This is a genomic window from Streptomyces sp. NPDC006368 (genome assembly GCF_040612535.1).
Classification (GTDB): domain Bacteria; phylum Actinomycetota; class Actinomycetes; order Streptomycetales; family Streptomycetaceae; genus Streptomyces.
Genome location: NZ_JBEXQK010000006.1, coordinates 28,043 through 48,482, shown reverse-complemented (window position 1 = coordinate 48,482; position 20,440 = coordinate 28,043). Strand labels below are relative to the sequence as shown.

Below are 20,440 nucleotides of genomic sequence, written 5' to 3'. Positions count from 1 at the left end.
TGGTCGGCCGACCCTCGCTTCGCGGCAGAATGGGGCGCATGTCACGCCGTACCGCCCGCACCTCCCGCCGCGCCCCCCGCCCCGAGCCGGCACCCGCCGTCCGCGCCGACACGCCCTGCCCCTGCGGGCTGGACGCCGTGTACGCCGCCTGCTGCGGGCGGTTCCACGCGGGCCGGGCCCTCGCGCCGACCGCCGAGCTGCTGATGCGCTCCCGCTACAGCGCCTTCGTCGTCCGCGACGAGCCGTATCTGCTGCGCACCTGGGCGGCGCGCACCCGGCCCCGGAGCGTGGACTTCGACCCGGGCACGCGCTGGACCGGGCTGGAGGTGCGGGAGACCACCGACGGGACCCTCTTCCACACGACCGGCACCGTCACCTTCGTCGCCCGCTGCACCCACGGCGGCGAGCCGGGCGCGCTCCACGAGCGCAGCCGGTTCGAGAAGGAGGACGGCGCCTGGGTCTACGTGGACGGGACCTTCACCGAGTGACGATCAGCCCGGGGTTGTAGGCGCCGAGCAGCTTGTTCGCCCTGGCCAGCGTCGCCAGCGCGTGCTCGCGGTCCGCCTGGTCCTCCTGGCACATGGGGAAGCGGAAGCGGTGCACCTCGCGCGCCGCGCACTCGGCGTCGACCTCTGCCTGCAGGATGCCGATCGGCATGCACGACCCGATCAGGGCGGCGACGCGATCGGGGATCGGGACGGGGACGAGGGGCGACGCGGTCACATGAGGTCCTTTACTGCTACTGCTGGGCTGCTTGTGGCAGCCGTCCGGTGCTGTGCTCCCTCCATGAGTAAACAGGACGCGGATCCCGGTTTCCCCGCGGGTTTGTATCTGTGCTGCAACCGTTTTCGCCCCGGAGGCCGCGACGGCCGCGCGATCCCATGATCCGGAACGGCCGGTGCCCGTGGCGCCACGGGGCGTACCGGACCATGCGCCCCATGACCGTCTTTCGCGGTTGAGGGGGAGGCGTCGACGACCGGCATCCCCGGCCGGCCGTAGAACCGGTGATACAGATCGATGACCCGCCTTTCCTACGAACGGCGGACACGCTCATCGGCAGTCGCGCGGCCATCGGCCGGCTCCGGCGTACAGCGCCTCGATGTCCCCGGCCGTGAGGCGACGGCGACGGCAGGCCGCAGGCGGGTCAGCGGGGCTCGCCGTGGGCGCCCCGGACCCGGCGCAGACCCCGCAGGCCGCGCGTGTCACGCAGGTGCAGCGCCCGCAGGACGGCCTCCATCGCGAACCTGGCCTCCGGGTCGGTGAGCCGGCCGCCGAACCGGGCCTCCAGGTTCCGCATCCGGTAACGCACCGTCTGCGGGTGCACATCGAGCAGTTCCCCCATGTGGGCGGCCGTGCCACGGGTGTCCAGCCAGATGCGCAAGGTGTCGATGAGCCGCGACCTGCGGGTCGGGGTGAGGCCCGCGAGCGGCGCGAGCTCGCGCTCGGCGAGCTGGTCGACGAGCGCCGGGTCGGCGAGCAGCCAGAGGGTGACCAGATGGTCGGCGCAGAAGGTCAGCGGGCGGTCCTCGATGACGTCCGCCTCGATGAGGTCGAGGACGCGCCGCGCCCAGCGCAGGGAGTCGGCGGCGGAGGAGGCCGGGACGGTGAGACCGACCGCGGCGCGGGTGGTGGGGAGGGCGGCCCTCAGCATCCGCGCGCGCTTCTCGTCCACCGCTCCGGGGACCAGCAGATGGGGGTGCGGATCGCCCGGGTCGTACAGGAGGTCACCGTCCGCCTCGGAGGCGGACAGCTCCGCGGGGGAGCGCAGCGCGACGAGGGTGACCTGCTCGGGCAGGGGCCAGCCCGTCTGTTCGCACAGCTCCGCGATGGCGGTACGCGGCACGGGGGGCCCCGAGAGGATCAGGTGCAGCAGCCGTCTGCGTAACATCGCCGACTGCCCGTCCGCCTGAGCCCGCACCTCCAAGTACCCCTGGCGGGACAGGGCTTCGAGCTCGTCGACGTACGCGAAGAGCGCGTCGGCGAAGCTCAGCATCAGGGACGGGGAGAAGTTGTAGCGGCGGCCCACCTTCTTGGCACGCCTCAGCGCCACCCGCGCGCCCAGGCGGTACGCGCCCTGGAGGTATTCCAGGCTGCGCCCTTCGTACGCCTCGAACCTGCCGAACCGGCGGCACACCTCGTCGCGCAGCGTCGTGGGCGCGGAGGGTGAGGCTACCCGCTCCGCGAAGGTGGCGATGTTCTGCTCGACGCCGTGCCGCACGGCCGGGCCGTACGGGCCGTTGAGCAGCCGCGCGTACTCCGGGTAGGCCCGGGTGACCTCGATGCCGATCTCCTGGATGAGGCTGGGCAGTTCGGGCCGGATGATGGCGGCGAACTCCGCGGGGAGCGGCCCCAGCGGCTCGCCGGCGTCGGACGGCTGGGTGGTTCTGGGCATGCGGGTGTCCCCTCCTTCTCCGGGCGTCCCGGTGGGGGGTGCGGTTGGGCGCGCATGGGGGGAAGCGCTTCCACGGACGGACAGAGTCGAGCACTTCGTGGGTGCCGAACATAGACCAGGATCCGTTGAACGCGCATCAGTTCGGACGGCCGCCGCACGCGTCCCGCCGATATCTGGCCGAAGCGCGACCATGGCCCCGTCGCGGCGGTGACCGAGAGAGGGGCGAAGGGGCGCGCATGCTCACTTCCGGATAAGAAACCCCGGCGATCTGTTGCGGAGGAGACAAGAAAATACCCGCCGGTAAGCATGCCGGGGAAAACTTACGGGCGAGTATTGCGTGCCCGGTTACTCGCTCGTAGCGTCAATCGCGCAAGGTGCTCGACCTGGTGGCCGTCAGAGATAGGCCCCGCGTTCCGTGAAATGAGCCGCTACCGCTTTCCGTTCCGCGTACGAGCCGCTCGCGCGGGTCGGGAAGCGGTCATCAGGTACGCCCGAATCCCCCAGGAGGGAACAGCCCGTGCGACGAATTACCAGAGCCGCCGCAATTACCGCCACCGCGTTTCTGACCGCTGCCGGAGTGACCGCCACCACCGCCTCGGCCGCTCCGGCCGGTGCGCTGGCCTCGTTCACCGTCAGCAACCCGGCCGCCGACGACGCCTTCACCGCCGCGAACGTCACCGGTGTCAACGCCGTCCTCACCAACGTCACCACCGGCGCGACCATCACCTGTTCCGTGTACGGTGCGGCGGGCACGGCGGTGGACGGTGTCTACGCCACCGGCGCCGGACTGGCCACCATCAACACGGCCACGTTCGGCACCTCCGCCACCAAGTGCAACGGCCCGCTGGGGTCGAAGTGGGTGTCGTCGTCGGTCCAGCCCATGAAGCTCAACGGCGTCACCTACAGCGCCGGCGTCACCAAGGGCACGCTCACCGGCATCAAGGTGAACCTCACCGGCACCAGCCTGCTGGGCACCTGCACGGCCACGATCGAGGGCACCGCAAACACCGGCAGCTACACCAACGGCTCCGGTGTCCTGGAGATCGTGCCGGACGCGACCCCCGCGCTCACCGTGACCAGCGCGGCCGGTGCGTGCGCCGGTCTGATCAGTACCGGGAACAAGGCCAAGTTCGGCGCCAAGTACAAGGTGTCGCCGGTCATCACGGTCACCAGCCCGTAGGCGTTCCACGGGCGTGCCCGCGACGGGTCGTGCGGCCGGGGCCACCGGCCGCACGATCACGCGCGGGCCCGCCCACCACGTCTCGGACGGCAGCGGACGATGTGGGGTGGACCGATGGGACCGATGGGACCGACCGGGTCGGCGGGCCCGATGGGCTCGGTGGGAAACAGCAGTACGGGCGGCAGGCGTGTACGGCGGAGGGTGCCGGCGCGAGCGGCCTCCGTGGGTGCCGCCGTCCTGGTCGCGGGGCTCGTCCCCGGCACGGGCGTCGCGGTGGACGACGGGGCCCGGCCGGTGGAGGCGTCGTTCGCGTACCGGTGCGACCTGCCGGGCGGCCCGCAGCGGGCCGACGTACGGGTCGCGGCCGTGTTTCCCCGGCAGGTCGCGGTGGGACGGCCGGTACGCCCCGCGGACGTGCGGGTCGCGGTACACCTGCCGGCGCGGGCCGTTGCCGAACTGACAGGTCCGGGGGCCGCGAGCACGAGCGGAGCCGTAGGCATGACCGGGCGGGTGACGCAGGGCGACGACACCGCCGAACTGCCCTGGTCCCAGTTGACCGCCGCCGACAGCGCCATCCCGCCCTCGGGCGCGCACACGGTCGAGGCGACCGGCGCGGTGCCGACCGTGACCGCGTCCGCCAGCGGTGTCCTCACCTTCTCGGCCGGGCCCGTCACCCTGGACCTGCTCCTGCGCAAGGCCGACAACACGCCCACCACACCCCCCGGGCTCTCCGTCGGATGCGCGCCCGAGGCGAACCAGGACATGACCATCGCGCGGGTCACCGTCCGGCCCGTCCCCGGTACGGGCGGTCACCCCTCGCCCCCGGCGGTGGACGACCCCTCGGGCGGCACGGACGACGGCAGCGGCGATGGACCGGGCGACGGGGCGGGAGACGGTTCGGGCCACGGCCCCGGCGACGGCGGCGCGCGGCCGGGGCCCGACACGACACCACCGGACCGGGCCGGGAAGGAGCCGGGCCGCACGGCGGGGCGGGCCGACGAATGCGTCGAGAATCCGCCCACACCCCAGGAACCCGTGGCCAGCCACGGATATCTCGCCGGCTACGCCAATGTACGGAAACTCGGCTCCGCCATGTTCGTCAAGGATCCCGGTTTCATGAAGGTGAACATGGCCAAGGCGACCCAGATCTATCAATGCCCCCGGGACGACGGGCTCATTTTCACCATGTACAGCGACGCCACTTTCGACCACAAGGGGAAGCCGCAGTTGCCACCCGCGCGATCGACCTTCCTCACCTTCGGGTTCATGCCGACGACGGCCACCGTGGAACTCACCCTGGACGCCCCCTTGGAGATCGCCACGGGCAGCTACTTCTCACCGGAGGGCCAGTTCTCCGAGGTGACGAAGGCGACCGGAAAGCTATGGGTCCGGCTCTACGACGTCGACGTCAACGGCACCCCGCTGGACGTCGGCCCGGCGTGCCGCACGGCCCGGCCCATGGAACTGACCCTGACCGGCCGGGGCTCGTACGACGCCGAGGGCCGACCGCACGGATACACCGTGGTCACCGGCGGCCCGCTGACCGGCACGGCCACCATCCCGGAGTTCACCGGCTGCGGGGCCACCGAGGACCTGGACCGGCTGTTCACGGCGTCCCTGTCCGGAAGCGGCAACCACACCCGGATGACACAGGGTGTGCTCTGCTCACCCGGCCAGCCCCAGTACTGCCCCGATCCGCCCAAGCCCAAGCCCGAACGTCGCTGAACCGCTCGCCCACCGTGGCGCTGCGGGGGAGGCGGCGAGGTGGCGGGACGGGACGGCGCGTGACACGTGAAGCGTTCCGCCCGCCCCCCCACGGCGCGTACGCATCCGGGAGGTCCCCCCGCCCGGATGCCCCGTCGGGAGCCCGGCGCGCCACCGGCCCCTGCCTGCCGGGCCGGGCTCTCCCAGGGCCTCGCGGCACCGCCCCGGGCCGTGAGGCCTCTGCGAAACGTCCACCGGGCCCGCCGGAATCACGCACCCCGGCGACAAAGCCCAACGGCGGAATTGTCACTCGTTGACAAACCCGCCGGGTAACCGGAGAACCGCTGACGGAACGCTTGTCCGAACCGTCGGAGTGAACGTAACGTGCGCTGCCCGGTGCACTTTTGTCACTTCCTCAGCAAGAGCCGTGTCTGGAGTTGTGGTGGGAACAGAAGTGGTCGTCGAAGGGCTCACCAAATCCTTCGGCAAACAGAACATCTGGCAGGACGTCACCCTCACGCTGCCCGCCGGCGAGGTGAGCGTCATGCTGGGACCGTCCGGTACCGGGAAGACCGTGTTCCTGAAATCCGTCATCGGACTCATCAAGCCCGAGCGCGGCCGGGTCCTCATCGACGGTGTCGACATGGTGAACAGCCCGGAGCGCGACATCTACGAAACCCGCAAGCTGTTCGGCCTGATGTTCCAGGACGGGGCCCTCTTCGGGTCGATGACGCTCTTCGACAACATCGCCTTCCCGCTGCGTGAACACACCCGCAAGAGGGAGTCCGAAATCCGCCGCATCGTCATGGAGCGGATGGACATGGTGGGCCTCATCGGCGCCGAGGGGAAACTGCCCGGCGAGATATCCGGCGGAATGCGCAAGCGCGCCGGCCTGGCCCGTGCTCTGGTCCTCGACCCGCAGATCATCCTCTGCGACGAGCCGGACTCCGGACTCGACCCGGTCCGCACCGCATACCTGTCCCAACTGCTGATAGACCTCAACGCGCAGATCGACGCGACAATGCTGATCGTCACCCACAATCTCGACATCGCCGCGACCGTCCCCGACAACATGGGCATGCTGTTCCGGCGCCGACTCGTCACCTTCGGGCCACGCGAGGTGCTCCTCACCAGCGACGAACCGGTCGTGGCGCAATTCCTCGCCGGACGGCGCGAAGGCCCCATCGGCATGTCGGAGGAGAAGGACGCCGCGACGCTCGCACGGGAACAACGGGCCGCCCTTTCGTACGAGCGGGGCGCCCGCCCGCTCGCCCCGCAGCTCGAACCGTCCCCCGGGCTGCCCACCCGCGCCGCCGCCCTGCGCCGCCGGGAGCGCGTCCTGGGCATGCTGTCCCACCTACCCGACGCCGCCCGGACGGCGATCCTGCAGAGCTACGCCCCGGCGGGCGGCGGTGCCGCCTCATGACGCCGGCCCGTCCGCCCGCCTCCGGCTCCCCTCCCGGTCCCGGGGTCCCTTCCGGTCCCGGAACGCCGTCCGGCTTCTCGCCGCCGCCCGGTCAGGGGGACGGGCCGCCCGCCGCCGTGGGGAGGCCCGCCCGGGAGGAGCCCGCCGCACCGGAGACGCGGAAGCTCACCGTGCCGGTGCCGGAACCCGACACCACGCGGCCCACCGTGCCGGTGCCGGAGCCCGACATCACGCGGGAGCCCACCGTGCCCGCGCCGCCCGCGCGGCTGCTCGCGCCGCTGCGCGAGACCGGGAAGCTGTTCGCGCTCGCCGCCACCGTCTCCCGCGACATCTTCCGCAGGCCCTTCCAATTCCGCGAGTTCGTCGAACAGTTCTGGTTCATCGCGAGCGTCACCATCCTGCCCGCCGCGCTGGTCTCGATCCCGTTCGGCGCGGTCATCGCCCTCCAGGTCGGTTCGCTCACCCAGCAGCTCGGTGCCCAGTCGTTCACCGGCGGTGCCAGTGTTCTCGCTGTCATCCAGCAGGCCAGCCCCCTGATCGTCGCCCTGCTGATCGCCGGCGCGGGCGGCTCCGCCATCTGCGCCGACCTCGGCTCCCGGACGATCCGCGAGGAGCTCGACGCCATGGAGGTCATGGGCGTCTCGCCCGTCCAGCGGCTCGTCGTCCCGCGGGTGCTCGCCACCATGTTCGTCGCCGTACTCCTCAACGGCATGGTCTCCGTCGTCGGCACGCTCGGCGGTTACTTCTTCAACGTGATCATGCAGGACGGCACGCCGGGCGCGTACCTCTCCGGCTTCTCCGCCCTCGCGCAACTCCCCGACCTGTGGATCAGCGAGATCAAGGCGTTGATCTTCGGCTTCCTCGCGGGCATCGTCGCCGCGTACCGCGGCCTGCACCCCCGCGGCGGCCCCAAGGGGGTCGGTGACGCCGTCAACCAGTCCGTCGTCATCACCTTCCTCCTCCTCTTCTTCGTCAACATGGTCCTCACCGCGATCTACCTCCAGATCGTGCCGGCGAAGGGGGCCTGACATGGCCTCCCCGCTCACCTGGCTCGACCGCTCAGGGGACCAGCTCGTCTTCTACGTCAGGGCCCTGGTCTGGGTCCCGCGCACCCTGCGCCGCTATCTCAAGGAGGTACAACGCCTCCTCGCCGAGGTCGCCTTCGGCACCGGCGGCCTCGGTGTCATCGGCGGCACGATCGGCGTGATGATCGCGATGACCCTGTTCACCGGCACCGTCGTCGGCCTCCAGGGGTACGCCGCGCTCAACCAGATCGGCACCTCGGCCTTCACCGGCTTCGTCTCCGCGTACTTCAACACGCGGGAGATAGCCCCATTGGTCGCCGGTCTCGCCCTCTCCGCCACCGTCGGCGCCGGCTTCACCGCCCAGCTCGGCGCGATGCGCATCAACGAGGAGGTCGACGCCCTCGAGGCGATGGGGGTGCGCTCGATGCCGTATCTCGTCACCACCCGCATCATCGCCGGGGTCGTCGCGATCATCCCGCTCTACGCGATCGGGCTGCTCTCCTCGTACGCGGCCTCGCGCGCGGTCACCGTCCTGTTCAACGGGCAGTCGGCGGGCACGTACGACCACTACTTCCGTCTCTTCCTCTCCCCGGACGACGTCCTGCTCTCCATCCTCAAAGTGCTGATCTTCAGCGTGCTGGTGATCCTCGCCCACTGCTACTACGGCTTCCGCGCCGAAGGCGGCCCGGCGGGCGTCGGCGTCGCCGTCGGCCGGTCCGTGCGCAACGCCATCGTGCTCATCAGCGTCACGGACTTCTTCCTCTCGCTCGCCATCTGGGGCGCGACCACGACCGTGAAGGTGGCCGGATGAACCAGCCGACCGTACGCAGACGCCTCGCCGGCGTGGTGTTCCTCCTCGTACCCGTCGTGCTCGTATGGCTGTCGGTCGCCGTGTACGACAAGGAGTTCACGCGCGACGCCACGGTCACCGTCCTCACCGGCAGCGCCGGGAACGAGATGCACCGCGGGGCCGAGGTGAAGGTGCGCGGCGTCGTCGTCGGCGAGGTGCGCGACATCCGCGCCGACGGCACCGGCGCCCGCCTCACCCTGGCCATCCGCCCCGGCCACCTCGACCGCATCCCCGCCGACGTGACCGCCCAGATGCTGCCCACCACCCTCTTCGGCGAACGGTTCGTCGCCCTCGTACCGCCAGCCGCCACCCCGCCTCCCCGGGCCGGGACCCGCACGCTCGCGGCCGGCGCGACCATCCCGCAGGACCGCTCCACCAACGCCGTCGAGCTCGAACAGGTCCTCGACCAGGTGCTGCCGCTGCTCACCGCCGTGAAGCCCGAGAAGCTGTCCGCGACCCTCACCGCCGTCGCCAAGGCGCTCGAAGGGCGCGGCGAACAACTGGGCCGCACCCTCGTCACCCTGGACGCCCACCTGAAGAGACTCAACCCCCACCTGCCCACCCTCAACCGGGACATCGCCCACCTCGTCGAGGTCAGCCGGGTGTACGGCGACGCGGCGCCCGACATCCTCGACGCGCTGAGCGATTTCACCACCACCAGCGGCACCCTCGCCGAGCAGCAGGCACAGCTCGCCGCCCTCTACGGCTCCACCACCGCCACCGCCCAGGACCTCACGGCCTTCCTGCGCGCGAACCGCGGCAACCTCATCCGGCTCTCCGCCGCCTCCCGCCCCACCCTGGAACTCCTCGCCCGCCACGCGTCGTCCTTCCCCTGCACCCTGCGCACCCTCGCCGGGTTCGTCCCCGCGATGGACAAGGCGCTCGGCAAGGGCACCGACGAACCCGGACTGCACGTGAACGTCAGGACGGTCCCGTCCCTCGGCGCGTACGTCCCCGGCAGGGACCGGCCCGAGTACGAGGCGACCGGCCGCGGCCCGCACTGCTACTCCGTGCCGTACACCGGGAAACCCGGGCCGGCCACGGGTCCGAGCGCCCGGCAGCTCGACCGCGGTCTCGGCCTGCCCAACTCCCCCCAGGAGAACCAGCTCGTCAACGAACTGATCGCCCCCGGCCTGCAGACCGCCCCCCAGTCCCTGCCCGACTGGAGCAGCGTCCTGACCGGCCCCCTCTTCCGCGGAGCGGAGGTGACCCTCCAGTGAAGCGCCGTTCCCTCGCCGGACCGCTCACCAAATCCCTCGCCTTCATTCTGGTGACCGTCCTCGCCACCACCGTGCTGGCGTTCTCCATCGCCAACACCGGAGTCGGCGACACCGTCCCGTACAAGGCACGCTTCTCCGACGTCACCGGCCTCGTCGAAGGCGACAGCGTCCGCATCGCCGGAGTGAAGGTCGGCCAGGTCTCCTCGATCGCGGTGGTCGACCGGCGGGTCGCCGAAGTCGGCTTCAGCGTCCGGAAGGGGCGCGCGCTGCCCGCGTCGGCCACCGCGTCGATCAAATACCTCAACATGGTCGGCCAGCGCTACATCGACCTCGACCGGGGCACCGGCCCGGTCGACCGGTCGCTGCCCGCCGGGTCCGTCATCCCACTGGAGCGCACCGCCCCCGCGCTCGACCTCACACAGCTGTTCAACGGCTTCCAGCCGCTCTTCGAGGGACTCTCGCCGAACGAGGTCAACAGCCTGGCCGGCTCCCTGGTCCAAGTGCTGCAGGGAGAGGGCGGCACGGTCGACTCGCTGTTGCGGCACGTCGGGTCGCTCACCGGCACGGTCGCGCGCAAGGACAAGGTCATCGGCGAGGTGATCCGGAACCTCAACACGGTACTGAAGACGGTCAACGACCGTGAGGCGGGCTTCAACGAGCTCGTCGTCACCCTCCAGCAACTGGTCAGCGGCTTCGCCGGGGACCGTGAGCCACTGGGTGAGGCCATCACCGCCATGGGCTCCCTGGCGACCGCCACCGCCGGGCTCCTGGAGGACGGCCGTGCCCCGCTGAAGGAGGACATCAGGCAACTGGGACGGCTGTCCGGGCAGTTGGCCGACAGCACACCGCAGATCGAGAACTTCCTGCGGAAGAGCCCCGCGAAAATGGCGGCCATCGGCCGGCTCACCTCGTACGGGTCCTGGCTCAACCTCTACCTCTGCGAGGCCACGGTCACCGGCGTCACCACCGACGACGGATCGAAGCCGCCCACCGGCATCGCGCTCACCGAACCGAGGTGCCGCACATGAGCATCCGTAGCCGTAGCAGTGGCAGTGGCAGCCGCATACGCGGCGTGCGGTTCACGCCGGTACGGGAACGCAACCCCGTCCTCGTCGGTCTCGTCGGCCTTCTCGTCCTCGCCCTGATCGGCGTCGGCGCGTACAAGGCCGACGCACTGGCCGACACCACCACCTACACCGCCGACTTCACCGAGGCCGCCGGGCTCGACGAGGGCGACGAGGTACGCATCGCCGGCGTCAAGGTCGGTGAGGTGACCGGCGTCCGGCTCGACGGGGCCAAGGTCAGGGTCGGTTTCGAGGTCGACGACGGCACCTGGATCGGCAACGCCAGCACCGCCGCCATCGCCATCAGGACCCTGCTCGGCGAGAAGTACCTCGCGGTCGATCCGCTCGGCACCGCCCCCCAGAACCCCGACAGCCGCATCCCCGCGTCCCGTACCACCGCCCCCTACGACGTCACCCAGGCCTTCACCGGCCTCGGCGAGACCATCAACGCCATCGACACCCGGCAGCTCGCGGCGAGCTTCGACGCGATCTCCGCCACCTTCAGGAACTCCCCGCCCGACGTCCGCAGCGCCGCCGACGGGCTGTCCGCACTCTCGCGGACCGTCTCCTCGCGCGACGCCCAGCTCGCCGAACTCCTCCAAGGCAGCAAGCGGCTGTCCAGGACGCTGGCGACGAAGAAGAGCAGCTTCGAGACGCTCCTGGAGGACGGCAACCTGCTGCTGGGCGAGCTCCAGGCCCGCCGCGACGCCATCCACCAGCTGCTCACCGGCGCCAGGAACCTCGGCACCCAGCTCACCGGGCTGGTCGAGGACAACGACCGGCAGCTCCGGCCCACCCTCGCCGCGCTCGGCAGGGTCACCGCGGTACTGCTGAAGAACCGTCAGAGCCTGGACCGTACCCTCGCACTGGCCGGCCCGTACTACCGGCTCGTCGGCAACACACTGGGCAACGGACGCTGGTTCGACACGTACGTCTGCGGACTCGTCCCCAAGAGCTATCTGAAGCCCGGCACGCCTCCGGCCACCGGCTGCATGCCGCCGAAGCAGGCCGCAACCCCCTCCACGTCCTCAGGCGGTGGTGCCCGATGAACCTCCGACGCATCCTCGGCATCGGCGCCGGGCTCGCCGTCCTCGCGGTCGCGGCCACCTCCGGCGTCCAGGCCATCGACGAGTCGCACACCACCCGGATCACCGCCTACTTCGACCGGGCCACCGGCGTGTACGAAGGGTCCGACCTGCGGATCCTCGGGGTGAAGGTCGGCACCGTCGGATCCATCCGCCCCCAGGGCAAGGAGGTCGAGGTCACCCTCCTGCTCGACGAGGACGTCCCCGTCCCCGCCGACGCCCACGCGGTGCTCGTCGCCCCCAGCATCGTCGCCGACCGGTACATCCAGCTCGCCCCCGCCTACACCGGCGGCCCACGGCTGCGGGAGGGCGCCGTCCTGCCCGCCGCCCGCAACGCCACCCCCCTCGAAGTCGACCAGCTGTACGCCTCCCTCACCCGGCTCAGCGAAGCCCTCGGGCCGAAGGGCGCCAACGCCGAAGGCGCCCTGTCGGACCTGCTGGCCACCGGCGCCGCCAACCTGCGCGGCAACGGCAAGGCCATCGGCGACTCGATCGAGCAGTTCGGCAAGGCCGCCAGAACCCTCGACTCCTCCAGCGGCGACCTCTTCGACACACTCGCCCACCTGCAGACCTTCACCACCATGCTGAAGAACAAGGACACCGAGGTGCGCACGGCCGAGCGGCAACTCGCCACGGTCACGGGCTTCCTCGCCGAGGACAAGGAGAACCTGGCCGCCGCCCTCAAGGAACTCGGTACCGCGCTGGCGCAGGTCAAGACCTTCGTCGAGAAGAACCGCGATGGGCTCAAGAAGAACGTCGACATGCTGGTGCCCCTCACCCGGACGCTGGTCGACCAGCGCGCCTCCCTCGCCGAACTGCTCGACACCGCGCCGCTCGCCGCGGGCAACGCCCTCAAGGCGTACGACCCCGTACACCGCACCCTCAACGGCCGCGCCAACATCAACGAACTGAGCTTCGGCCAAGGCGCCGGGGGCCGGGGTGGGCGAGGTGACGGTGTGGCGGGCGCGGCGGGTGCCCTGTCCGGTCTGACCCCCGTCGAACCGGCCCGCCGGGGCGCCCTGCCCGCCCTCCCCCTGCCCGCCGTCGGCCCCGTCTACGGCACCCCGGAGAAGGGGGCGACCCGGTGAACCGGTCCACCCGCACCACCACCGGTGTGGCCGCGGTTCTCGCCCTGGCCCTCACCGTCGGCGTCACGGCGGGCGTCGCCGGCTGCGACGCACCCGACCTCGAACTGTCCGGTATCGAGCAACTGCCCCTGCCGGGCGGCGCCGACCTCGGCGACGACGCGTACGAGGTGACCGCGGAGTTCGCGGACGTCCTCAGCCTCGTACCGAACTCCGCGGTCAAGGTCAACGACGTGGCCGTCGGCCGCGTCACCAGGATCGACCTGACCGGCGGCGCGTGGTCGGCCACGGTCACCCTGCGCGTCAACGGCGGCGTACGGCTGCCGGCCAACGCCTACGCGCACCTCGAACAGTCCAGCCTGCTCGGCGAGAAGTACATCCAGCTCTCCGCCCCCACCCGGCCCAGGGGCACCCTCGCCGACGGCGCCCGCATCCCGATCAGCCGCACCAACCGCAACCCCGAGGTCGAAGAGGTCTTCGGGGCCCTGTCCATGCTGCTCAACGGCGGCGGCGTCAACCAGATCAAGACCATCACCACCGAACTCGGCACGGCGCTGCGCGGCAACGAGACCGAAGTCCGCTCCCTGCTCACACGGATCAACACCCTCGTCACCAGCCTCGACAGCAACAAGGCAAACATCACCGCCGCCCTCGACGGCGTCAATCGCCTCTCCGCCACCCTCGCCACCCGCAAACAGGACGTCGGCAAGGTCCTCACCGGACTCAGCCCGGGCCTCAAGGTCCTGGAGCGGCAACGCGCCTCGCTGCTCACCATGCTCAGCGCCCTCGACACCCTCTCCGGCGTCGCCGTCGACACCGTCAACCGGAGCAAGGCCGACCTCGTGGCCGACCTCAAGGCGCTCGGCCCCACCCTGCGGGCCCTCGCCGACTCCGGCAAGGCACTGCCCGACTCGCTCCAGGTGCTGCTCACCTACCCCTTCACGGACGAGGTGCTGCGCGGCGTCAAGGGCGACTACCTCAACGTCTACCTGGACGTCACCGCCGTCCCCGGCACCCAGGTCATTGCGCCGCTGGTCCCGCCCGAGGACAGCGAGCCGCCATCCACCGCCGAGCTCCCCCTGCCCCTGCCCCTGCCGTCGGCCGGGAGGAACTGATGCTGACCCTCGCCACCCGGCTGAAGAACGTCGCCTTCCTGATCATCGGCGTTCTCGTCCTCGGCTTCATCGGCGTACGGTACGCCGACCTCGGCCGGTACGTCGGCCTGCGCGACTACTACACCGTACGCGTCCAACTCGACGGCACCGGCGGCCTGTTCCCCCACTCCAACGTCACCTACCGGGGCGTCTCCGTCGGCCGCGTCGGCCCCATCGACCTCACCGACGAGGGAGTCGAGGCCGAGCTGCGCATCAAGGAGTCCGCGCCGCCCATCCCCGCCGACCTCCAGGCCGTCGTCGCGAACCTGTCGGCCGTCGGCGAGCAGTACATCGACCTGAGACCGGCCGGTAGCGACGGTCCCTACCTGCGCGAGGGCACAGTCATCCCGCGCGCCGACACCCGCACACCCGAGCCCGTCACGACCGTGCTGACCGGGATCGGCGACCTCGCCTCCTCGATCGACCTCGAGGCCCTGCGCACGGTCGTCGACGAGCTCGGTACGGCGCTGAACGGCCGCGGCGACGACCTCCAGACGTTGCTGGACAGCGGCGACGACTTCGTGCGCGCCGCCGACAAGGCGCTGCCGGTCAACACCCGGCTGATGACCGACGCCGAGACGGTCCTGCGCGCCCAGGCCGAGGAGGGCGACGCCCTGAGGTCCTTCGCGGGCGGCGCCCAGCGGCTCGCCGCCGAGCTGAAGGGCTCCGACACCGACCTGCGCCGGCTCATCGCCGCCACCCCCGGGGCCGCGGGCCAGGTCAGCGCGCTGCTGAGGGACCTCGACCCGTCCTTCGGAGTCGTCCTGGCCAACCTCCTCACGACCTCCGAGGTGGCCGTCACGAGACAGCGCGGCATGGAGGAGTTCCTCGTGACGATGCCGGCGGTCGCCGCCGCCGGCTCCACCGCGGTGACCACCCGGGGCGTCAACCTCGGCATGTCGGTGACCTTCTTCGCGCCGCTGCCCTGCACCTCCGGATACGGCGGGACCACCTACCGCAACGGCCTCGACCTCTCCAGCCCGCCCGCCCTCAACACCCGCGCCCGCTGCACGGCCGCCCCCTCCAGCGGGGTCAACGTCCGCGGCTCCGCCAACGCGCCGCGCGGCGGACCCGTTCCGGACCCCGCCCGGCCCGGCGACGCCACGCTCCCGGGCGCACTGGCCCTGCCGGACGCCCCCGGCGCGCCCATCGGGATGGACGACCTGCTGGGTTTGGAGCGGCGCCGGGGGGAGGGGCGATGAGCCGAATGAGGGGCCCGTACGGCTGGTGGGCGGCCGTCCTCGTCGCGGCGCTGCTGTGCGGCGGAGCCGGGTGGACGTACGCGCGCGCCGCGGGCGACGAGAACCGCGCGTACGCCGAGGAGCGCGACACCGCACTCACGGCCGGGCGGCAGCACGTCGCCCGCCTCAGCGGCCTCGACGCGTCGCGCGCCGAGGAGGGCCTGCGCGCGTGGCTCGACGCGTCGGCCGGAGAGCTCCGTGCGGAGCTGAAGAAGGAGAAGCCCCGGACGGACGTGTCCGCGCGCGCCACCGTCACGGACGCCGCCCTCACCGCACTCGACACCCGCGCCGGGACCGCCGAACTCATCGCGACCGTACGGGTGGAGATCACCCCCGGGCCCGACCGGGCCGACGGGTCGCCGAGGACGGAACGCAAGCGCCTCGAGGCCACGCTCGCCCGCACCCCGGACGGCTGGAAGGTCACAGCACTCACCGCGGTCCCGACCGCCGGAGCCTGAGAGGAGGACGAGCGACGGTGAGCACGAGCGAAGACGTCACCCCGCTACCGGCGCCGCGTGTGTCGCCGGAGAACCCCCCGCCGCGTCCACCGGACCCACGGGACGGGCCGGTGTCTCCGGATCCACCGGACCGGCCGGAGTCCCCGGAGTCCCCGGAGTCCCCGGACCCCCGGGGTCGACCAGGCCCACCGGGCCCGCGGCCGGGGTGGCCGGGGGCGCGCGTGACGGCGGGCGTGCTGGCCACGCTCCTGCTGCTCACCGGTGGCTGGTTCCTCTGGCGCACGCAGGAGTTGACCGGGGGGCAGGCCACCACGAACCGCGCACTCGCCGACACCGAGGCCACCTCACGGGTCGTCGGCGACGTCAGTGGCGCGCTCGGCCGCGTCTTCTCGTACACCCCGCGGGACACGGCCACCCCACGGCAGGCGGCACGACAGCTGCTCGCCGGGAAGGCGGCACGCCAGTACGAGACGCTCTTCGCACAGGTGGAGCAGCGGGCGGCGGAGCAACGGCTGACGCTCACCACGCATGTGGTGCGCGCCGGGGTCACCCGGCTCACCGCCCGCGACGCCCACGTCCTCGTCTTTCTCGACCAGGTGGCGGAGCGCACCGGTAAGCCACCCACGACGACCGCCGCGCAGCTGTCCGTCACCGCCCAACTGCGGGACGGGCGCTGGCGGATCGTCGACATCACGTCCCGATGAACCGAGCAACCGATGAACCGAGCAACCGACGAGCCCGATGAACCGATGAGTCCGATGAACCCGAGGGGGCAGGCCGCACCCATGGCACAGAGCTCGCGACGCATGACACGAAACCCGCTCCTGAGCGTGGCGGCGGCCCTGGCCCTGCTCGCCGCCGGCGGCGCGGGCTGGAGCGGCTGGTCGTGGTACGCCGCCGCGCACGACGACTCCGCCGCGTACGCCACGACGCGGGACCAGGTGCTCGCCGCCGGGGAACAGGCCGTGCAGAACATGAACACCCTCGACCACCGGGACCTGCGCCGGGGACTCGACACCTGGCAGGACTCGGCCACCGGCGAGCTGTCCGAGCAACTGGCGCAGGGGCGTGCCCGGTTCGAAGAGCAGATCCGGCAGGCGAAGACGGTGACCAGCGCGAAGGTGCTGTCCGGCGCGGTGACCGAACTGGACACCCGCGCCGGGCGGGCGCGCGTGATGGTCGCCCTGCGGGTCACGGTGACGCCCGCCAAGGGCAAGCCCGCCGCGAAGGAGAGCCGCATGCTCGGCGAGCTCACCCGCACCCCCGAGGGCTGGAAACTCAGCGCCCTCGGCCAGGCACCCGTCGGGAACACCGCGGCCGACTGAGAGGAGCCCCGCAGATGTCGACGACCCGACACCTGGTCAACCGGCGACGACGGCTGGCATCGGCCGACACCGCCCGGCGAACGGCGCCCGCACCCGAGCAGAGCCCACCGCACGGCCGCAGGCCCGTGCGGCACCGCCCCGCACCACCACCGCAGCCGTCACCGCCCTCACGGCGTTCGCCGCACCGCGACGGGCTCAGTCTGCCGGCGGTCCTGGGCGTCCTCACCGTGCTGCTGGGCGGTTTCGCCGCGTGGGCGGTCGGCGAGGCGGCCGCCCTGCGCGACGACCCCGCCGTACGGAACACCGCCCTCACCGAGGTCGCGCGCACCAGCGAGGTCAAGGGTCGCGTCACCAAGGCGGTCGGCGAGCTCTTCTCGTACGACTACGCCTCGCCCGGCGCGGCCGACAAGGCGGCGAAGCGACACCTCACGGGCAAGGCGGTCGAGCAGCACCGGCGGATGCTGGCACCGGTACGCGACCAGGGCGCGCGGCAGAAGCTCGTGCTCACCACCACCGTCACGGAGAGCGGTGTGGAGCGGCTCCACGGCGACCGGGCGCGGGTGCTCGTCTACGCCGACCAGAGCAACACCCGTACGGCCGCGAAGAAGGCCGGTACGACGTACGGCGCCGCCATGTTCGCCGTGGAGGCCGTACGCGTGGACGGAAGCTGGCGGATCGCCGCCATCGACACCCTGGGGGTGACCTCATGACGGCCAGGAACAGGGCGAGGAGCGGGACCGGGAGCACGGCCGGGACCGGGAGCACGGCCGGGGCCGGGACCGGGGCCGGCACGGGACGCCTCGCGCGGATCACGACCGGCCGCCGCCTGCGGCGCGGGGTCGGCGGGACCGCCACGGCCGTCGCCGCGATGGCCGCGCTCACCGCCTCGCAGGCTCCCGGGCTCGTCCCCCCACCGGACCCCGCCGGGGACCGGCAGCCGGCGCGGCGTGCCTCGGCGGCACCGCCGAGCGACGACGCCTACCACACCGAACTGCCGCCTCTGGTCTCACCCGTGAGCCCGGGGGCGCCCGAAGTCCCCCCGCCTCCGTCACCCGCCGTTCCCGCCCCGCCCGTGGCCGTGCGGATGGCCCAGGCCGGAATCCCGGCGACCGTGCTGGCCGCGTACCGCCGGGCCGAGGCAGCCGTCGCCCGCACCGACCCGGGGTGCCGGTTGCCGTGGCAGCTGCTCGCCGCGATCGGCAAGGTCGAGTCGGGACAGGCGCGCGGCGGGCGGGTGGACGCCCGGGGCACCACGCTCTCCCCGATCCTCGGCCCGGTGCTCGACGGCAACGGGTTCGCGCGCATCATGGACACCGACGGCGGCGCGTACGACGGGGACCGGGGCTACGACCGGGCGGTCGGCCCGATGCAGTTCATCCCCTCCACCTGGGCCCGCTGGGGTGCGGACGGCAACGGCGACGGGCGCCGCGACCCCGGCAACATCCACGACGCGGCGCTGGCCGCCGGGCGCTACCTGTGCGCGGGGGAGCGGACGCTCACCGTCAAGGCCGACCTCGACCGGGCGATCCTGAGTTACAACCACTCCGACGCGTATCTGCGCACCGTCCTCGCCTGGCTCGCCTTCTACCAGCGAGGCGCGCACCCGGTGCCGGACGGGTCGGGCGTGCTTCCGGCGAGCCCCGGCGCGGGCAGCGCGGACACCGGCAAGGGAACGGACACGGGCCAGGGCGCGGGCGCGGGTGCGAAACCGTCGCCCCGCCCCGGTGGAGGCGGCGGCATCGTGGTGGGCCCGCAGCCGTCCGGCAGCCCGAAACCCTCGCCGGTCCCGCGCCCCCCGAGCCGCCCGTCCCCGTCGGCGCCCCCCTCCCGGCCCACATCCCCACCGCCCTCGCCGTCCCCGACACCGTCCCCGACACCGAGCACCTCCCCGACGCCGGCCCCCTCGCCCTCCCCGTCCACGCCCCCCGGCACACCGAGTCCGACGCCGACCCCGTCCGACCCGTCCCCGACTCCGCCGGCGCCCACCTGCCCGGCACCGACGCCCACGCCCACCGCCACCCCCACGGACTCCCCGCCCCCTGCCCCCGGCCCACCCGGCACCTCCTGCTCAGCCGTCGCCCCCTGAACCGCCCGACAGCACCTCGCCGAGGTCGTACGACACGGGCTCCTCCAGCTGGGCGTAACCGCAGCTCTCCGGCGTGCGGTCCGGCCGCCAGCGCCGGAACTGCGCCGTGTGCCGGAAGCGGTCACCCTCCATGTGGTCGTAGCCGACCTCGCACACCCGCTCGGGCCGCAGCGGCACCCAGGACAGGTCCTTCTTGCCCGACCAGCGGCTCGGAGCGCCGGGCAGGCGGGCGCTCTCATGCGCGGCCTCGTCCGACCAGGCCGCCCAGGGGTGACCGTCGGGGGAGTCCATGCGCAGCGGCTCCAGCTCGTCGACGAGTTCCGCGCGCCGCCTGGCGGTGAACGCGGCGCACACCCCGACATGCTGGAGGGCGCCCCGGTCGTCGTACAGACCGAGCAACAGGGAGCCGACGACCTGCCCGGTCTTGTGGAAGCGGTAGCCGGCCACCACGACATCGGCGGTCCGCTCGTGCTTGATCTTGTACATCAGCCGGGCGTCGGGCCGGTACGGCAGGTTCGGGGGCTTGGCGATCACACCGTCGAGTCCCGCCCCCTCGTACTGTTCGAACCAGCGCTGCGCCACCTCGATGTCGGTGGTGGACGGCGCCAGATGCACCGGGGCGTCCACGCCCTGAAGGACCTCGCTCAGCGTGGCCCGGCGCCGGGACAGCGGCGTGTCCATCAGGGACTCGTCACCGAGGGCCAGCAGGTCGAAGGCGATGAAGCGGGCGGGCGTCCGCTCGGCGAGCGTCTTCACACGGGACGCGGCGGGGTGGATGCGCTCGGTGAGCCGGTCGAAGTCCAGCCGTCCCTCGTGGGCGATCACGATCTCCCCATCGACGACACAGCGCTCCGGCAGGCGCTCCAGGAGAGCGGTGACCAGCTCGGGAAAGTACCGGGTCAGCGGCTTGCCGGTGCGACTGCCGATCACCAGCTCGGAGCCGTCCCGGTGGACGATCGCGCGGAAGCCGTCCCACTTGGCCTCGTAGTGCATGCCGGGCGGGATCATCTTCACGGACTTGGCCAGCATCGGTTTGACGGGTGGCATCACCGGCAGATCCATGGCCCGATTCTGCACTGAATCATCCGTCAGTGCCCAGATATGGCCGATATGCGAGGTTCATTCCTGCGCCCTACTGTGGCGCG

The 20,440-nt window shown here is 72.1% G+C and carries 20 protein-coding genes; 17 read left to right on the top strand and 3 right to left on the bottom strand.

From position 1 onward, the window contains the following. Positions 1 to 38: 38 nt before the first annotated feature. Positions 39 to 488 (top strand): YchJ family protein, encoded by a 450-nt coding sequence (locus ABZZ38_RS07335; protein WP_356736672.1) that lies wholly within the window; start codon positions 39 to 41, stop codon positions 486 to 488. Here the strand turns inward: ABZZ38_RS07335 and ABZZ38_RS07330 are convergent. Beyond that, a complete protein-coding gene (locus ABZZ38_RS07330; RefSeq protein ID WP_356736670.1) occupies positions 478 to 723 on the bottom strand; it encodes a hypothetical protein in 246 nt (81 codons plus the stop codon). The genes ABZZ38_RS07335 and ABZZ38_RS07330 overlap by 11 nt on opposite strands. A gap of 421 nt (positions 724 to 1,144) precedes the next feature. Continuing rightward, positions 1,145 to 2,392 carry a helix-turn-helix domain-containing protein gene (locus tag ABZZ38_RS07325; protein ID WP_356736668.1) on the bottom strand — a complete coding sequence of 416 codons (1,248 nt, stop codon included), beginning with the start codon at positions 2,390 to 2,392 and terminating at the stop codon, positions 1,145 to 1,147. A gap of 577 nt (positions 2,393 to 2,969) precedes the next feature. On the opposite strand from ABZZ38_RS07325, the gene ABZZ38_RS07320 reads away from it, so the two are divergent. The 16 genes from ABZZ38_RS07320 to ABZZ38_RS07245 all read left to right on the top strand — a co-directional run bounded on the left by ABZZ38_RS07320 (position 2,970) and on the right by ABZZ38_RS07245 (position 19,295). After that, positions 2,970 to 3,572 (top strand): hypothetical protein, encoded by a 603-nt coding sequence (locus tag ABZZ38_RS07320; RefSeq protein ID WP_356736666.1) that lies wholly within the window; start codon positions 2,970 to 2,972, stop codon positions 3,570 to 3,572. A 222-nt stretch (positions 3,573 to 3,794) separates the two neighbouring features. Next, the gene (locus ABZZ38_RS07315; RefSeq protein WP_356736664.1) at positions 3,795 to 5,297 is read left to right on the top strand and encodes a DUF6801 domain-containing protein; all 1,503 of its coding nucleotides are present in this window, start codon (positions 3,795 to 3,797) and stop codon (positions 5,295 to 5,297) included. Positions 5,298 to 5,718: 421 nt separating this feature from the next. Continuing rightward, complete coding sequence (locus tag ABZZ38_RS07310) at positions 5,719 to 6,702, top strand: ATP-binding cassette domain-containing protein (RefSeq protein WP_356736662.1); 984 nt, start codon at positions 5,719 to 5,721, stop codon at positions 6,700 to 6,702. A 206-nt stretch (positions 6,703 to 6,908) separates the two neighbouring features. Next, positions 6,909 to 7,730, top strand: coding sequence for an ABC transporter permease (locus tag ABZZ38_RS07305; protein WP_356736930.1), 822 nt, complete (start codon positions 6,909 to 6,911; stop codon positions 7,728 to 7,730). Position 7,731: 1 nt separating this feature from the next. Further along, the gene (locus tag ABZZ38_RS07300; protein ID WP_356736660.1) at positions 7,732 to 8,538 is read left to right on the top strand and encodes an ABC transporter permease; all 807 of its coding nucleotides are present in this window, start codon (positions 7,732 to 7,734) and stop codon (positions 8,536 to 8,538) included. Beyond that, on the top strand, positions 8,535 to 9,797 hold the full coding sequence (locus tag ABZZ38_RS07295; protein ID WP_356736658.1) for an MCE family protein: 1,263 nt from the start codon (positions 8,535 to 8,537) through the stop codon (positions 9,795 to 9,797). Before ABZZ38_RS07300 ends, ABZZ38_RS07295 begins: the two co-directional genes overlap by 4 nt. After that, positions 9,794 to 10,825 carry an MCE family protein gene (locus tag ABZZ38_RS07290; protein WP_356736656.1) on the top strand — a complete coding sequence of 344 codons (1,032 nt, stop codon included), beginning with the start codon at positions 9,794 to 9,796 and terminating at the stop codon, positions 10,823 to 10,825. The genes ABZZ38_RS07295 and ABZZ38_RS07290 overlap by 4 nt, the downstream gene beginning before the upstream one ends. Before the next feature lie 44 nt (positions 10,826 to 10,869). Continuing rightward, positions 10,870 to 11,910, top strand: a complete 1,041-nt coding sequence (locus ABZZ38_RS07285) for an MCE family protein (RefSeq protein WP_356736928.1) — start codon at positions 10,870 to 10,872, stop codon at positions 11,908 to 11,910. Continuing rightward, positions 11,907 to 13,034: an MCE family protein gene (locus ABZZ38_RS07280; protein ID WP_356736654.1), complete on the top strand. Its 1,128-nt coding sequence runs from the start codon at positions 11,907 to 11,909 to the stop codon at positions 13,032 to 13,034. Before ABZZ38_RS07285 ends, ABZZ38_RS07280 begins: the two co-directional genes overlap by 4 nt. Then, a complete protein-coding gene (locus ABZZ38_RS07275; protein ID WP_356736652.1) occupies positions 13,031 to 14,146 on the top strand; it encodes an MCE family protein in 1,116 nt (371 codons plus the stop codon). Before ABZZ38_RS07280 ends, ABZZ38_RS07275 begins: the two co-directional genes overlap by 4 nt. After that, positions 14,146 to 15,387 (top strand): MlaD family protein, encoded by a 1,242-nt coding sequence (locus ABZZ38_RS07270; protein WP_356736650.1) that lies wholly within the window; start codon positions 14,146 to 14,148, stop codon positions 15,385 to 15,387. Before ABZZ38_RS07275 ends, ABZZ38_RS07270 begins: the two co-directional genes overlap by 1 nt. After that, positions 15,384 to 15,884 (top strand): hypothetical protein, encoded by a 501-nt coding sequence (locus ABZZ38_RS07265; RefSeq protein WP_356736648.1) that lies wholly within the window; start codon positions 15,384 to 15,386, stop codon positions 15,882 to 15,884. The genes ABZZ38_RS07270 and ABZZ38_RS07265 overlap by 4 nt, the downstream gene beginning before the upstream one ends. A gap of 221 nt (positions 15,885 to 16,105) precedes the next feature. Beyond that, positions 16,106 to 16,588 carry a hypothetical protein gene (locus tag ABZZ38_RS07260; protein WP_356736646.1) on the top strand — a complete coding sequence of 161 codons (483 nt, stop codon included), beginning with the start codon at positions 16,106 to 16,108 and terminating at the stop codon, positions 16,586 to 16,588. 102 nt (positions 16,589 to 16,690) lie between these two features. Continuing rightward, positions 16,691 to 17,209, top strand: coding sequence for a nuclear transport factor 2 family protein (locus ABZZ38_RS07255; RefSeq protein WP_356736644.1), 519 nt, complete (start codon positions 16,691 to 16,693; stop codon positions 17,207 to 17,209). Between the two features lie 14 nt (positions 17,210 to 17,223). Further along, positions 17,224 to 17,919 (top strand): hypothetical protein, encoded by a 696-nt coding sequence (locus tag ABZZ38_RS07250; RefSeq protein ID WP_356736642.1) that lies wholly within the window; start codon positions 17,224 to 17,226, stop codon positions 17,917 to 17,919. Between the two features lie 98 nt (positions 17,920 to 18,017). Beyond that, complete coding sequence (locus ABZZ38_RS07245) at positions 18,018 to 19,295, top strand: lytic transglycosylase domain-containing protein (protein ID WP_356736926.1); 1,278 nt, start codon at positions 18,018 to 18,020, stop codon at positions 19,293 to 19,295. Here the strand turns inward: ABZZ38_RS07245 and ABZZ38_RS07240 are convergent. Then, positions 19,278 to 20,357: an ATP-dependent DNA ligase gene (locus ABZZ38_RS07240; protein ID WP_356736640.1), complete on the bottom strand. Its 1,080-nt coding sequence runs from the start codon at positions 20,355 to 20,357 to the stop codon at positions 19,278 to 19,280. The two genes, ABZZ38_RS07245 and ABZZ38_RS07240, sit on opposite strands and share 18 nt — an antisense overlap. Between the last annotated feature and the right edge of the window lie 83 nt (positions 20,358 to 20,440).

What these genes read in the sequence shown, in the direction of transcription:
- ABZZ38_RS07335 (WP_356736672.1), top strand. Translation starts at nt 39, where the DNA reads ATGTCACGCCGTACCGCCCGCACCTCCCGCCGCGCCCCCCGCCCCGAG.
- ABZZ38_RS07325 (WP_356736668.1), bottom strand. Translation starts at nt 2,392, where the DNA reads ATGCCCAGAACCACCCAGCCGTCCGACGCCGGCGAGCCGCTGGGGCCG.
- ABZZ38_RS07300 (WP_356736660.1), top strand. Translation starts at nt 7,732, where the DNA reads ATGGCCTCCCCGCTCACCTGGCTCGACCGCTCAGGGGACCAGCTCGTC.
- ABZZ38_RS07295 (WP_356736658.1), top strand. Translation starts at nt 8,535, where the DNA reads ATGAACCAGCCGACCGTACGCAGACGCCTCGCCGGCGTGGTGTTCCTC.
- ABZZ38_RS07280 (WP_356736654.1), top strand. Translation starts at nt 11,907, where the DNA reads ATGAACCTCCGACGCATCCTCGGCATCGGCGCCGGGCTCGCCGTCCTC.
- ABZZ38_RS07270 (WP_356736650.1), top strand. Translation starts at nt 14,146, where the DNA reads ATGCTGACCCTCGCCACCCGGCTGAAGAACGTCGCCTTCCTGATCATC.
- ABZZ38_RS07265 (WP_356736648.1), top strand. Translation starts at nt 15,384, where the DNA reads ATGAGCCGAATGAGGGGCCCGTACGGCTGGTGGGCGGCCGTCCTCGTC.
- ABZZ38_RS07255 (WP_356736644.1), top strand. Translation starts at nt 16,691, where the DNA reads ATGACACGAAACCCGCTCCTGAGCGTGGCGGCGGCCCTGGCCCTGCTC.
- ABZZ38_RS07250 (WP_356736642.1), top strand. Translation starts at nt 17,224, where the DNA reads ATGTCGACGACCCGACACCTGGTCAACCGGCGACGACGGCTGGCATCG.
- ABZZ38_RS07240 (WP_356736640.1), bottom strand. Translation starts at nt 20,357, where the DNA reads ATGGATCTGCCGGTGATGCCACCCGTCAAACCGATGCTGGCCAAGTCC.